Origin of the sequence: Pantoea cypripedii, from assembly GCF_011395035.1 — a bacterium.
GTDB classification, from domain to species: Bacteria; Pseudomonadota; Gammaproteobacteria; order Enterobacterales; family Enterobacteriaceae; genus Pantoea; species Pantoea cypripedii_A.
Genome location: NZ_CP024770.1, coordinates 1,430,230 through 1,443,374, shown reverse-complemented (window position 1 = coordinate 1,443,374; position 13,145 = coordinate 1,430,230). Strand labels below are relative to the sequence as shown.

Here is a 13,145-nt window from a genome sequence, read left to right as displayed (position 1 = left end):
ATACTTTTAATGCATTATTTTACTGAGAATGGGATTCCTGGTAATTCGGCCGGTAATGCCGGGCGATCAATGCCAAACCATTTTTTGTAATTGGCAAGAATCTGAGTTTGATTTTTATCCAGGAAATTATTCGCCCAATCGGTATAGGCTTTCTGATTAGGACGCACGGCAATACCAAGGTACTCCACTTCAAGAGTTGCTTTACTTTCAAATTTGTTCGGGCTGGCTTTCTGAAGAGGCAGGAAATAGTTGCTATAACCTGCCAACACGTCGCTCTGCCCGGAAACAAGGGATTGAATTGCTGATGAATCATCATCGAAACGTTGAATGTTAGTGCCTGCAGGTGCACTGGAAGTGAGCATCTTGTCTACTGAGCTTCCTCGCGCCACTGCAACATTATGCCCAGCCAGTTCGGCCAGAGACTTCACATTTGTGCCTTTCGCCGCATACAGCTCTACAGCCGAAGCAGCATAAGGTTTCAGGTATTGAATAACCTTAGCGCGGTCTGGATACATACCCAATACGCAAATAAGCATATCAACTTTGCCTGTTAACAGTAATGGGATACGGTTTGAGGCAGTGATAGGGACGAATTTAGGCGTCACACCTAATTCTTTTGCCATCATTCTGGCTATTTCAATATCGTAGCCGTCATTCTGTCCTTTTTCATTAATAAATCCATAAGGAGGTTGGTCTGTAACAATACCAAATGTCATACTTCCTTTTGATTTAATATTATCCAGCGTATCAGCGAAAGCTGAATGACTAAACTGAGAAAAGAATAACATAAAGATTAAAAATACTTTCCCCGTCCTAATAAATGCAGATAGGGCACACCAAAAGCGATGACTTTTCATAGTGACTCCTGATAATTGAGTGAAGATTTATTGTGCTTTTCAGTTGTGTTGCATCTTACGCTCGAGCGTTGAACTCCAGTGAGATAGTGGCCAGCAAAGCAGAAAGTAAACCGCTCCGACCATGCTGTATACCATTAATGGTTGATATATATTATTGGAGAGCACCTGCCCCGAACGCGTAAGTTCGGTAAAACCAATAATTGCGGTTAGTGACGTAGATTTTATAAGTCCGACCATAAAGCCAACGGTTGCTGGCAATGAAATCTTAAACGCTTGTGGCAAGATCACATCTTTCATCCGGTGAAAGAAAGAAATACCAAGAGACTGAGCCGCTTCATCCTGCCCGCGAGGTATAACCTGAATACAGCCACGCCAGATTTCAGCCAGATAAGCACTGGCATGAAGTGTCAAGCCTATCGCAGCAGCAACCCAGGCGCTAATGTCCCAGTTAAACAGTGCGACGCCGTAATACACCATAAACAATTGCATTAACAATGGTGTATTCTGAAAAATCTCAATATATCCCCACGCCGGGAGCCAAATTGATTTGAATTTACTGACACGCATTAGCGCAATAATCAGTCCCGCTAACGAACCGCAAACAAAGGCAATCAGCGACAGATACACCGTCCATTTTAATCCTTCAAACAGGAATAAAATGTCATTGAACCCTAAACTTCTGACCATCACATGCTCACTTATTAGGATAGGAAAAATATATACGCCCAAAGAGTTTTAAAGTCAGCGACAACCCCAAAGCCAAAACAAAATAAATCCCAGTCACCACAGTATAAACTTCAAAGCTCCTGAATGAGTTTGATTCAATCACTTGTGCAGTATACGTTAGCTCGTTCGCAGAGATAGAGGCCACTACACTTGAAGTCAAAAGCAATAAAATAAACTGACTACTGAGTGCCGGATAGACAGAGCGCAATGCTGGTTTTAAAATAATATCAACAAAGATTCTGAAATTATTCATACCCAGTGCTTTTCCTGCCTCAACCAGTCCCTTAGGCAAAGAGTTTACTCCACCACGCATAGTTTCAGCGATATAACAGGCTGTATTAAGCGTAAGTGCAGTAATCGCAGCGGCTGTCACGGTAAACTTCAAGCCAATTAATGGTAGTCCAAAAAAAACAAAGAATAATTGCACGAGAAAAGGCGTATTCCTGACGATTTCAATTAATGCCTTAGATACAATATTCAATATTTTCACTTCCCCGCGACGAAAGATCATCAATACGATGCCCAACATCAGAGAAAAGATTCCTGAGATGAAAGAAAGCTCAACAGTAGCCCAGGCACCTTTAAGCAAAAGCTGCCAGGAATCAAAAACTACCGAATAGTCAAATGTATATTGCATCTGCTCGGCCTTCCGTTATCCGTGTGCCCCGGGAAATTCTTCATGAAGCTCAAATTCTGCATCTACTTCAACTGAAAAATTATGAGGTAGTGAGCCTACACCAATTGCCGTTCTGGCATGCCGGCCGTCATCACCGAATACTTCTACAATAAAATCAGAAGCGCCATTGATAACCTGGGGATGTTGTTTGAATTCACTGACTGAATTCACAAAGCCCCGTAACCGGACACAGCTTTTCACCCGACTTAAATTTCCATCCAGAGCGCTATTTAATTGAGCAATAATATTCATTGCGCAAATTTTAGCGGCCTCATAGGCTGAATCGATATCAATAACATCACCAACTTTTCCAACGTATAAGTCATCACCGTTCCAGCGAGGAACTTGCCCCGACACATAGATAATATTTCCGGACTTTTTCGTTGAAACATAACTATTAACTGGCTGACTGATTTTAGGCAAAGTAATGCTTAGCTCATTGAGCCGCTTTACGATCTTGTCCATTTTATTCTCCGTTATCCGAAAAATGTCTTATAAGCGGCGGTAACCGTGACGTTTTGATTCAGACCATAAATAATGTCGTGTTTGTCAATGCAGGTACAAGGATGTCGGATGCCAAATTCTATGACGTCACCCACACGAAATTCTTCTTCATGAATGTCGATAAAAGCATGCTGGTCATTCAATTTAACCGTCTGGCTTTTATCCATTATATCGGCGACTTTATTTCCTCCCCGCCATAATGCAAGCGGAATCGGCACCCCCTGATCGATCGAACTATCACGCATGCCTAAGCCGCAAATCGCTATGCTTTCACCATTTCTGGATATCACTTCTGCCCATAGCCGTAATGTTGGTTTAAAAAAACTCGCAATTATCATGCTTGATTCTTTACCAAGTTTCCCTCTACCGGCTATGCGTCCTAACCGTGCACGGATGTTGCCATTATCGCTAAAGAAGCATGCGCCACTACGCAGCAATAATTGGATAGTGGGATACTTCTCGCGTGCACGGGTGAAATATTCAATCACGTAATCAAATAATGATGACCCCCCCGCGCTAATAATCACATTCTCCTGATCGCCAAATACTTCCTTTAGAAGAAATAAAGATTTATCAACGCGTTCAAACAATTTTTTCAGATTTTCTTCGGTCTCATGAATATCTTCTTTCATACAGGTACCCTCATAGAAGGCAATACCCTGTAATGTAAGGCGTTCATCGTTATTGCTGTCAATGCGATGCAACATCGCAGCAAATTCTCCCTCAGTGGATACGCCGCCTCTGCCACAGCTGATCTCGATTAATAAACCCAAAGGAGGGAGGCTCGGTTCTTGCGCATACTGTTCCTCCAGAGCATCAATGAACTCTGGCGTATCAACAAAGAGCAAAAGCTCTGCTTTTGGATATTTACGCAATAGCCCGGCCAATCTGGTGACGGCGGCATGCCCGCCAATCTGGTTAGCCAGCAGAATCTTATTCAGACCTCCTGCCAACATGACTTCGGCCTGCCGGAGATCAGCAACGGAGGTACCCCATGCCCCAGAGTCAACCATCTGCCTTGCCAGAACGGGTGACATCGGCGTCTTGCCATGCGGCGCAATTTTTGCGCCGTGGCTTTTCACTATCGACATCATGGCATCAACATTGTCATTGAAGGTCTGCAAATCCAGTGACAGTAAAGGTAACGCCATTTCGCCAGTTACCGGAGACCAGTTACGACTGGCGATGTCAGTTGAAGCGACAGGTTCTGCCCCCGGGGGGAAGCCGCGAAAACCGGATGAGAGTGTGAAAATATGATTTTTCATGGGTTACCCTTTCAGTTTCGCAATTAAGACGTGTATTGATTTAAACGGTCACCAACACACAGTGCATCCTCTCGCTCTTCCGGGTTACCGTAGCCCCCTCCCCCCGGTAATTCGATGGTGAGCCGGGCACCATTAGGCACGAACTGACGCCCTTTGGTTTTCATCACTGTGCCGTCATCCAGATACACTTTGCCCGCCTGTCCATCTGCACCACCATTACGGCCACGTGCTGGATTCTGTACACGATCAAACATCGCGTTGAAATAGAACTCATGGTCCGGTGCCGCCGCGAACTCAACGATTTGACCAAGACCACCACGGAATTTTCCTTCTCCGCCTGAATTGTCACGTAGTTCCTTGCGCCAAATCACAACGGGGCCGACATGTTCTGTCGCCTCCACGGACATACTGTGTACGCCACTGGGGAACGCAGTGGCATTCAGACCATCGAGATGAGGCCGGGCGCCACTTCCGCCACTGTTGAACATCAACATTTCGGCACGAAACAGCGTTTTATCGTCAGGCTCACGCTGAGCGGTCGGGCGTGCTGAGAGATGTATATTCCAGAGAGCGCCAGCCCCTTCGGCCGGAATAGTATCAGGCACGATTTTGTGCACGGCACCCAACACGGTATCGGGTACAAAATGCCCAAGTACATGACGTACTGCTACCGCTGCCGGACGCTGTGCATTGAGGATGCAATCAGTAGGTGCACTTACCTTAAACGGGCGCAGGGACGCTGCATTATTAGGGATCTCAGGAGCTAATGCGCATTTAATGCCGTATGCGGCATACGCTGTGGTGTAGATTAATGGGACGTTGATACCCAATCCACTCGGCCCGGAGGTACCCGTGAAATCGGCTGTGATGCCATCATCTTCTACGGTCAGGGTGACAACGAGATCGACCGGTTTATCGTAACCATCCACACGCATCGCATTGCTATACGTCCCTTTCGGTAGCTCGCGCAGTCGATTGATCGTCGCGGCATATGAATGTTCGAAGATAAAATGAGCGAGTGATTCAATATCTTTCATGCCGAATTCATTGAGCATTTCACTCAATCGTTTCTCGCCAATTTCGTTACAGGCCGCCAGAGAATAGAGGTCACCAATAACCTGATCGGATTCGCGTACATTGTTTTTAATAATGTTAATCAAGTTCTGGTTAACTACGCCACGCTCAGCAAACTTCATGATCGGGATGAAAATTCCCTCTTCATAGACTTCAGCCGCATCAGGCCCAAAACCTCGGCCACCTACATCGACAACATGCGCAGTGCAGGCAAAATAGCCAACCAGTTTGCCTTCATGAAAAGCCGGGCTAACAAAAGTGAAATCATGTAGATGGCCAGTCCCTTTCCACGGGTCATTGGTGATATACACATCATGTTCAAAAATGTTGTCTTCACCGATCTCACGAATAAAATGCCCAACTGCTTCGCCCATCGCATTAACATGGCCCGGTGTGCCAGTAACGGCCTGCGCAACCATTTCACCTGCAATATTGAACACACCGGCAGAGAGATCACCAGCCTCACGCACACTGGTACTGAATGCAGTTCTTACCAGTGTAAGTGCCTGTTCTTCAACAACGGAAATCAGGCGGTTCCACATAATTTGCATGCGCATTTCTGCAATAGCATCGCGTACTGGCTTCATTTTGCACTCCCGGTTGTAACATTTTTGGCACGAACGAGAATGCATCCATCGTCCTGCATTATTGCGTCATAAGAAGAAGCCACGATGGTAGTTGTCTCATTCTCAACAATTACCGCTGGCCCAGAGACCAAAGAACCCGGCGTAAATGCTGCCCGCTCGATAACCGTAGCCTGAACAAACTCACCCAGGTTGGCATCAAAGAGTTTCCGCAATTGACCCGTTACTACCGGAACTGCCTGCTTAGTGAAATTTGATTTAGTGGTTTGAGGTAATTCAGAGCTCGCACGCAACGACCAACTGATAATTTCAACATCCAGATAATCAATAGCGCGGCCAAAGAACTGTTTGTATGCCACTTCAAAGTCAGTTTTTATGGAGGAACCGTCTTCAGGTTGATAATTTTTGATGGGTAATTCCACCGGGATTTCCCATCCCTGCCCGACATAGCGGATATAAGCCGTGAGAGCCATAGATATCTCGGCTTTAGGGTCTGCTTCGTATACGTGCTTACCTGCTTCCCTGACCAATTCATCAATAACGGAGTTGACCTTCTCACTGTCGAAACTACTGATTTTGATATAGGCACTTTTTACCGATTCAAACGCGACAGGTGCACGCAGAAAGCCAATCGCAGATCCAACACCTGCGCCAGGAGGAATAATGAGTTCATTGATGCCAAGTTTTTCACACAGACGCGAGGCATGTAGTGGAGCCGCGCCACCAAAGGCTATCATGGTGTATTCACTAAGCTCTTTGCCATTTTCAACCGCGTGCATACGCGCAGCGTTTGACATGCTTTCATCGACAACTTCACAAATTCCGAACGCCGCAGTGTCTACTTCAATCCCCAGCTTGCTGGAGACGTGCTCTTCGATAGCGCTATGAGAAGCCTGCTCAGATAGAATGATAGAACCACCTGCAAAGCCATGTGGGTCCAGTCGACCAAGCATTAAGTCAGCGTCAGTAATGGTTGGATTTGCCCCTCCCCGGCCATAGCAGGCAGGGCCTGGCTCGGATCCAGCGCTGTGCGGACCAACACGAATCTGGCTCATGCTGTCGACCGCAGCAATTGATCCGCCGCCTGCGCCAATTTCTATCATCTCGATAACCGGTATAGAAATAGGCATACCGCTACCCTTCTTGAAGCGATAGGTACGGGCAACTTCAAAAGTTTTTGCTGTCTTTGGTGCACGGTCATCGATAAGGCAGATCTTCGCAGTCGTTCCTCCCATATCGTAGGAAAGTACCCGATTCAGGTCATACCGTTCGGCAATATGCGCTGCGAAAATAGCGCCACCGGCGGGACCTGACTCAAGTAAACGAACAGGAAACTCTGCCGCACTTTCTACCGTGATAATTCCGCCACCCGAATGAATCATGAAGACCGGGCATGTGGCGCCCTCAGACTTTAAACGACCGACCAGGCGATTCAGGTAGGAAGACATCAAGGGTTTGACGTAGGCGTTAGCACAAACCGTATTGAAACGCTGGAACTCACGAATTTGCGGTGACACTTCTGCCGAAATTGAAACTGACACCTGAGGTGCACGGGACTGGATGTAATCACGTACAGCACGCTCGTGTTGATCATTCAGGTATGAGTGCATAAATCCAATGGCAATACTCTCGTATCCCTCGGCAAGAATGGCATCTACAACATTCTCAACATCCGCGACGTTAAGCGGAAGGATAACCTCACCAGCGGCATTGACGCGTTCTTCTACCACAAAACGGGCATGTCGCGGGATCAGTGCAGGTGGAATAACAATGTTCAGGTCATAAAGCTCGAAGCGGTTTTCGGTACGCATCTCTATGACATCACGGAATCCTTTGGTTGTGATGAACGCTGTTTTTGCGCCACGCCGTTCAATCAAAGAGTTGGTAGCCAAAGTGGTGCCATGAATAATAGAATCTATATCCTTGAGTCCAATCCCTGCTTTGGCAATAACCTGAGCAATACCATCAATAATTGCTTGTTCAGGCGACGTGTAATTCGTCAGAACCTTCGTGGAATATAGATTCCGCTTCCACTCCAGAGCAATATCGGTAAACGTGCCACCAATATCGACCCCAACTCTCGCTAAATCTTTCATCATAAATGAAACCCTATTCGCTTCGTTAGACCACCATAGCTGAGATCGTTAAATAGCGCGTTATGATATGATCTCTAACAATGTGATAATATTTAAATATTAATACCGTAAAACATCCAGTCAATAAAATTGTTCACATCAAAAAAATATAATTTCAATGATGACATCAAAAAAATCATTCTCTAATTTAATCAGAGTAATAAACTGGAAGACTACGATTCCAGAGTCATATTAAAATCCAATAAATATCCCACCCTGATATTGTGACGCAACATCATCAATATCAGGAATAGAATTATTGGCACGAATTTCTGCTGCATAGTCATCTGCAGAGTCCTTAGGTTTATAACCTAAATGCGCTGCGTGACGATTATCCCAGAATGATGATTTATTATTGGATGCACCATAAATAATGGTATGCCCTACCCTGGTCGCATCCAATGAACATTCAATCAATTGATACATATCATCAAAGGATAACCACGTTTTCAAATGACGAAGCGTAGAAGGCTTAGGTTCACAGGAACCGATTCGGACGCTGACTGTCTCGATCCCATACTTTTCCCAGTAGAGCTGGGCAAGTCCTTCGGTAAATATTTTTGAAAGACCATAATTAGAATCCGGACGAACAGGTACCCGACTGTCGATCACCTCCGTTTGATCGTAAAATCCAATAGCATGGACAGAACTGGCAAAAAGAATCCGTTTTACACCGGCTTTCCGGGCAGCTTCATAAAGGCGTTGTGCCCCTAAGATATTGACCTGACAAATCGTTTCAAAATCTGCTTCAGTAGAAAGACCGCCAAAGTGCAGAATAGCATCAATGCCACCAACAAGTTTTTCCGCAGTAGATTTTTCACCAAGGTCAGCCTGAATAAACTCTTCATTCGGATAGAGTTTATCAATCGCCTTAACATCTGTAGTACGCAACAGCATTGAACGTTGTGCGAGACGTTCACGCATCTGGTTGCCGATCAATCCCGCCGCTCCAGTCAGAAGAATATTTTTCATCATCATGTTCCTTATAAGAATCGTTTCAGACTGAATGCTGAAAGATCTGTCCGGCTCTGACCTTCGCAGACCCATTGTGCCACAGCTTCGCCAATACCTGCCGAATGTTTGAATCCATGTCCTGAACAAGCAGAAACTACAACAACGTTATCCATTGTGGGCAAGGTATCAATAATAAACCCATTATCTGGCGTGTTTGTATAAATACAGGTTGCATTGTTCTTAATGGTTTCTTTAACACCTAAAATGCTGTCTCTGACATGCCGATTGTAGAAATATTCAGACTCCTCAATCTCTGCTTTCGGGTTCATTCCTTCGTGATCGAAATCTGGTGCATCTCTGCTGGCGACCATTTTTACGCCTTCCTCAGGATTGGTGCAGGGAAAGCCAGTAAAATAGTCTTCAAGTTTATCAGTAACGAACCAAATAAAAGCGGGATATTTATCCGGTGTGTATAATGAGTAATCGTCAGCGGCATACCAATGAATTGTCTGTCGCGTAACGGTCAGTATTTTATCTAACGGAGCCCCCAGTAATTTACGAGTCCATGCTCCTGCACACACAACCACTTTTTTGGCAATGACCAGAGTATCACCAAAAGATATGTGTACTTCCTCACCCACCTGCGTGACTTTCTCCACCGAAGTATTCAGTAGAATCTCTGCACCGTATTCTTCCGCCGCTTTGAGCTGTACATCAATGAGTGTCTCAGGGATTAAATAACCGGAGTCAGGCTCGAAATACCCTCTGTCAGTATCTTTAATTTTAAGGAACTGAGGAAAGCGCGCCTTTATCTCAGCAGCATCAAGCAGCTCATGTTTAATGTCGAACTTTTCTGCCATTTCTATGCTGGCAGCAAGGAAATCATCAGCGCCATGCAACGGAGTATTACCCTGCATTGGGGAACCAATAATGAGTGTTCCTGACTTAATCAGTATCGGCCGTCCATACTTCTCTTCCAGTTCCTGGGCAATGGCATGTGTCCTTCGTACCAGAGGAACGTAAGCCGGGCCCTCTCCAACAGCCTCTCGTGTAACCCGACTGGCTCCATGACTGGATCCCATCGAGTGCGGTGGAGTATAGCGATCAATACCCAGCACATCTGATCCATATTTTGCCAACTGGTACAGTGCTGCTGCGCCCATAGCGCCCAGGCCGATAACGACAACCTCTTTTCTTAAAGTCATTAGCGCATTTGTCATGCGAGGCTCCGATTTGTTTCTTTTTTGTACTGATGAATGATCAATCACCCAGCCGAGTGTTATACAAAAATACTCATGTGATATAACTTCTATAGATAGAGATATTACCTTTTGCCATGTTATGTCAACATTCTTCGTTATAGGATTCTCGTATGACGCGCATTTCATACTCTTATATGAGGGTGACTCACTCACTCCGCTTATCAATATACTGATATATTTGATGAGACATCATAGCATATTCATATATGTCACATCGGATTGACAATTTACTCACTCCATTGATTTTAATTAGAATTAATGTGATCCCTGTAGTGTCACCTTCATCCTTTTATGGATGTAAACATATTGAGATATGTGCAATACACATTAAAACTCATATCGCGCCCAGTGGTTCGTACCCATCAAAACGTGATATGATCACCTGACTATCCTGTGACAAAACCATGAGGTCATACTTGAGTCAGCCAAAAACCGAGACGTTAAAAGTGCGTACTGAGGCCGCTGTGAGGCAACGTATCGAAGAGGGGGCATTTAAAACGGGTGAAAAGTTGCCAACCGAGAAACAGTTAGCGATCGAGTTTGGTGTTAGCAGAACAGTGATCCGGGAAGCCATTATCAGCTTACGAGCTGAAGGGCTGTTACGGGCTAAGCATGGAGTTGGGTATTTCGTCGAGGAAAAAAAAGAGGATACATTTCCTGAAGGACAACATTTTTTCGCTAATGCAACACGACTTGATGCTCTTGAGTTTCGAATGGCAGTAGAAATTTACGCTGCCGGTCTTGCAGCGGCACGTAAATCCTGGGCCCAGGAAGCGAAGATCTGGGATTCAGCCCGGGAATTCGAAAGAGTACTTTCTTCTGGTGAAGCAACAGAGCAGTCCGACTGGACATTTCACCGGTCCATCGCGGAGGCGACTAACAATACTGCGTTTACAGCTTTTTTTGACTACCTTGGCGTGTCGGTTTTACCACGTCGTTCACTGCCAAAAAATTCAGGTGAACAACACATTACCCGAGAATATTTAGAAAGGTCTATATCTGAGCATAAAGAGATATGTGAAGCCATAAGCCGGGGTGACGTTGAAAAGGCCAGAGAAGCAATGCAAAACCACCTGGGTAAAAGCCACATGAAGTACAGCGCCTTAACTGACTCATCCGACAATTAAGGCACAAGTTATCTGTTAATGGTTCAACGGTAATACGAGTCAAGTATGACAATCAGGATTGGTGTGGTGAAGGCTGAGCCAACCGTTGAAACCAGCATTCCTGAAGCTGTTGCAGCCTTCAGAGCATCAAACTGTTCTGACATTAGATAGACATTCAGCCCAACAGCCAATGATCCCATTAACACAGCGACTTTGGCTTCAAGTGCCGGGAGTCCTATGCTTATGGCCAGAGCCCATATCACTAATGGTTGTATGATCAGTTTGAGAAAACATATCAATGAACTCTCTTTAAGCCCTTCATTGAATCTGTACGAAGCAAGATTAATGCCTAAGGCAACAAGAGAAACGGGGATGCACGCTGACCCGATCAGTTGAATTGGCTCATCAACTATCGGGGGTATCGTGATATTGAGTACGGATATAGCAAACCCAGCAAAGATGCCAATGATAAGGGGATTTCTGAAGACGTTCAGGACGACTTTACCCAAACCCTTTAACGAGCCAACACCCTGTTTTCCCCATTCAATTGAAACAGTGACCAGGGTCCAAAGTATTAATCCGTTAAATATCAGTATCGTTGCAACATAAGGTAGAGCTACATCACCTAAAAGTGATTTGGCGACCGGAATACCTAAAAAGGCGTTATTCGAAAAAATTCCACCCAAAGCAAATACTGAGCTCGATACAGTGTCATGGCCATAAACGCGGGTCGCAATCCATTTACCCAACATAAACACGATGAAGCAGCTACCAAAGAAGGCAACGAGCAAGCCATATTCGATATGGTTTTGCCCTGAAGCTGAGTACATCATTCGAAACATCAATACTGGCAACGCCAGATTGAAAACAAACCCCGTCAGCGATTTGGAGTATTCAAGGGGGAAAATGTCGATTTTCCTGAAAAAAAATCCAACAGCAATCAGGCTAAAGACAGGTACAGAGACTGATAACTGATGCACTACAGATGTTAAGTTGATCATTCACTATTAGCTCCCTAGAGAAGTTCATAGAGGCTAAGCGAAAGCCATCGAGATATCCACAACTGATAACATCACAATTTCATATGATGCTATCACACAATAAGAGATAATATCACATCCAATAGTGAGGCATATTCAACTTTACATGTTTTATATTTTAAATTTTCTTATCTGCTATATTAATTTTTAAGACTGTATATTCTTTCATAAAAATAGTGACTCTCCTTCATTTATATTTCATTTCATACGGAATACATAAGGATCTTCCTCTGTTGTGGTGGCTGACTGCATGATATTGCAATAATTTTCATCACCAGAGGCCGCTACCGTGGACGGGAAATCCCTCAATGCCCATATCCTTAACCCGTCTGTTTCCTGGCTGTTCCATTCTCTTTTCGCTAATGATCAGGCTGGCTCCGTCACTGTGGTTGTCGCTATTGCCAAAAGCGCTCAGCTGCTTTGCACGGTTCATGACCATCGCAAACACTAATGGCGGCACCTTGACACCTGCCAGTTCACTACGCTGGTTGAAGAGGATGTGCAATGGATTATGTACCCCGATTTACCGGTTCCCTGAACTGTCCCCGGAAGCCGCTATCAGTTGCTGTTCGAATCTTTCGTGCTCTCCTGACTGAAAATCAGTACTGTTGATGCCGTCAGAAAACAGCTCCTCCTCAGCAAGTTGAGAAAAAGTGTCAACGTTGTCAACACCACGACTGGCTGGCCGTTTTTCAGCACGCGTTTTGCCCGGTTTTCACCATTTTCGGTGTCCGCTTTTTAGCATCTATTCTTCGGCTTCTTCCTTCACCGCCGGTTTTGGTACTGCACCAGCCTTACGTTTATCTTTAAGACGGTAACTTTCCCCTTTGATGTTCACTGTGGTTGAGTGATGCAGCAACCTGTCCAGGATCGCCGTTGCCAGTACGTGATCTCCGAACACCTCGCCCCAGTCCGTGAAGCTCTTGTTGGACGTCAGGATGATGCTCGCTTTCTCGTAACGC

General features: G+C 45.2%; 12 protein-coding genes and 1 pseudogene. 2 read left to right on the top strand and 11 right to left on the bottom strand.

Annotation, left to right across the window (positions count from 1 at the left end; genetic code table 11):
* Positions 1–14: 14 nt before the first annotated feature.
* From CUN67_RS30030 to solA, 9 genes are all read right to left on the bottom strand, one after another.
* The gene (locus CUN67_RS30030; protein ID WP_208719380.1) at positions 15–857 is read right to left on the bottom strand and encodes a transporter substrate-binding domain-containing protein; all 843 of its coding nucleotides are present in this window, start codon (positions 855–857) and stop codon (positions 15–17) included.
* Positions 858–896: 39 nt separating this feature from the next.
* Positions 897–1,544: an amino acid ABC transporter permease gene (locus CUN67_RS30025; RefSeq protein ID WP_208719378.1), complete on the bottom strand. Its 648-nt coding sequence runs from the start codon at positions 1,542–1,544 to the stop codon at positions 897–899.
* Positions 1,545–1,551: 7 nt separating this feature from the next.
* On the bottom strand, positions 1,552–2,220 hold the full coding sequence (locus CUN67_RS30020; protein WP_208719376.1) for an amino acid ABC transporter permease: 669 nt from the start codon (positions 2,218–2,220) through the stop codon (positions 1,552–1,554).
* 15 nt (positions 2,221–2,235) lie between these two features.
* Entirely contained in the window at positions 2,236–2,724 is a 489-nt protein-coding gene (locus CUN67_RS30015; protein ID WP_208719374.1) for a RidA family protein, read from the bottom strand.
* Between the two features lie 11 nt (positions 2,725–2,735).
* Positions 2,736–4,028 (bottom strand): alanine racemase, encoded by a 1,293-nt coding sequence (locus CUN67_RS30010; protein ID WP_208719372.1) that lies wholly within the window; start codon positions 4,026–4,028, stop codon positions 2,736–2,738.
* A 23-nt stretch (positions 4,029–4,051) separates the two neighbouring features.
* The gene (locus tag CUN67_RS30005; RefSeq protein WP_208719370.1) at positions 4,052–5,689 is read right to left on the bottom strand and encodes a hydantoinase B/oxoprolinase family protein; all 1,638 of its coding nucleotides are present in this window, start codon (positions 5,687–5,689) and stop codon (positions 4,052–4,054) included.
* Entirely contained in the window at positions 5,686–7,785 is a 2,100-nt protein-coding gene (locus CUN67_RS30000) for a hydantoinase/oxoprolinase family protein (protein WP_208719368.1), read from the bottom strand. The genes CUN67_RS30005 and CUN67_RS30000 overlap by 4 nt, the downstream gene beginning before the upstream one ends.
* A 228-nt stretch (positions 7,786–8,013) precedes the next feature.
* Positions 8,014–8,808: an NAD-dependent epimerase/dehydratase family protein gene (locus CUN67_RS29995; protein WP_439332307.1), complete on the bottom strand. Its 795-nt coding sequence runs from the start codon at positions 8,806–8,808 to the stop codon at positions 8,014–8,016.
* Positions 8,805–9,995 (bottom strand): N-methyl-L-tryptophan oxidase, encoded by a 1,191-nt coding sequence (solA, locus tag CUN67_RS29990; RefSeq protein ID WP_208719365.1) that lies wholly within the window; start codon positions 9,993–9,995, stop codon positions 8,805–8,807. Before solA ends, CUN67_RS29995 begins: the two co-directional genes overlap by 4 nt.
* 458 nt (positions 9,996–10,453) lie before the next feature.
* Here solA and CUN67_RS29985 point away from each other — a divergent pair, with 458 nt between their 5' ends.
* Entirely contained in the window at positions 10,454–11,164 is a 711-nt protein-coding gene (locus CUN67_RS29985) for a FadR/GntR family transcriptional regulator (protein WP_254711469.1), read from the top strand.
* A 23-nt stretch (positions 11,165–11,187) separates the two neighbouring features.
* Here the strand turns inward: CUN67_RS29985 and CUN67_RS29980 are convergent, their stop codons facing one another.
* The gene (locus CUN67_RS29980) at positions 11,188–12,144 is read right to left on the bottom strand and encodes an AEC family transporter (RefSeq protein ID WP_208719361.1); all 957 of its coding nucleotides are present in this window, start codon (positions 12,142–12,144) and stop codon (positions 11,188–11,190) included.
* Positions 12,145–12,472: 328 nt separating this feature from the next.
* On the opposite strand from CUN67_RS29980, the pseudogene CUN67_RS30550 reads away from it, so the two are divergent.
* Positions 12,473–12,772, top strand: a pseudogene (locus CUN67_RS30550) (ISL3 family transposase); the annotation flags it as partial.
* Between the two features lie 156 nt (positions 12,773–12,928).
* Here the strand turns inward: CUN67_RS30550 and CUN67_RS29975 are convergent.
* Positions 12,929–13,145, bottom strand: a 217-nt coding sequence (locus CUN67_RS29975) for an ATP-binding protein (RefSeq protein WP_208719150.1), incomplete at its 5' end; no start/stop codon positions are given.

Bases quoted from the DNA above. Each gene is read 5' to 3' on its own strand.
- CUN67_RS30030 (WP_208719380.1), bottom strand. From the start codon at position 857: ATGAAAAGTCATCGCTTTTGGTGTGCCCTATCTGCATTTATTAGGACG.
- CUN67_RS30025 (WP_208719378.1), bottom strand. From the start codon at position 1,544: ATGGTCAGAAGTTTAGGGTTCAATGACATTTTATTCCTGTTTGAAGGA.
- CUN67_RS30020 (WP_208719376.1), bottom strand. From the start codon at position 2,220: ATGCAATATACATTTGACTATTCGGTAGTTTTTGATTCCTGGCAGCTT.
- CUN67_RS30015 (WP_208719374.1), bottom strand. From the start codon at position 2,724: ATGGACAAGATCGTAAAGCGGCTCAATGAGCTAAGCATTACTTTGCCT.
- CUN67_RS30010 (WP_208719372.1), bottom strand. From the start codon at position 4,028: ATGAAAAATCATATTTTCACACTCTCATCCGGTTTTCGCGGCTTCCCC.
- CUN67_RS30005 (WP_208719370.1), bottom strand. From the start codon at position 5,689: ATGAAGCCAGTACGCGATGCTATTGCAGAAATGCGCATGCAAATTATG.
- CUN67_RS30000 (WP_208719368.1), bottom strand. From the start codon at position 7,785: ATGATGAAAGATTTAGCGAGAGTTGGGGTCGATATTGGTGGCACGTTT.
- solA (WP_208719365.1), bottom strand. From the start codon at position 9,995: ATGACAAATGCGCTAATGACTTTAAGAAAAGAGGTTGTCGTTATCGGC.
- CUN67_RS29980 (WP_208719361.1), bottom strand. From the start codon at position 12,144: ATGATCAACTTAACATCTGTAGTGCATCAGTTATCAGTCTCTGTACCT.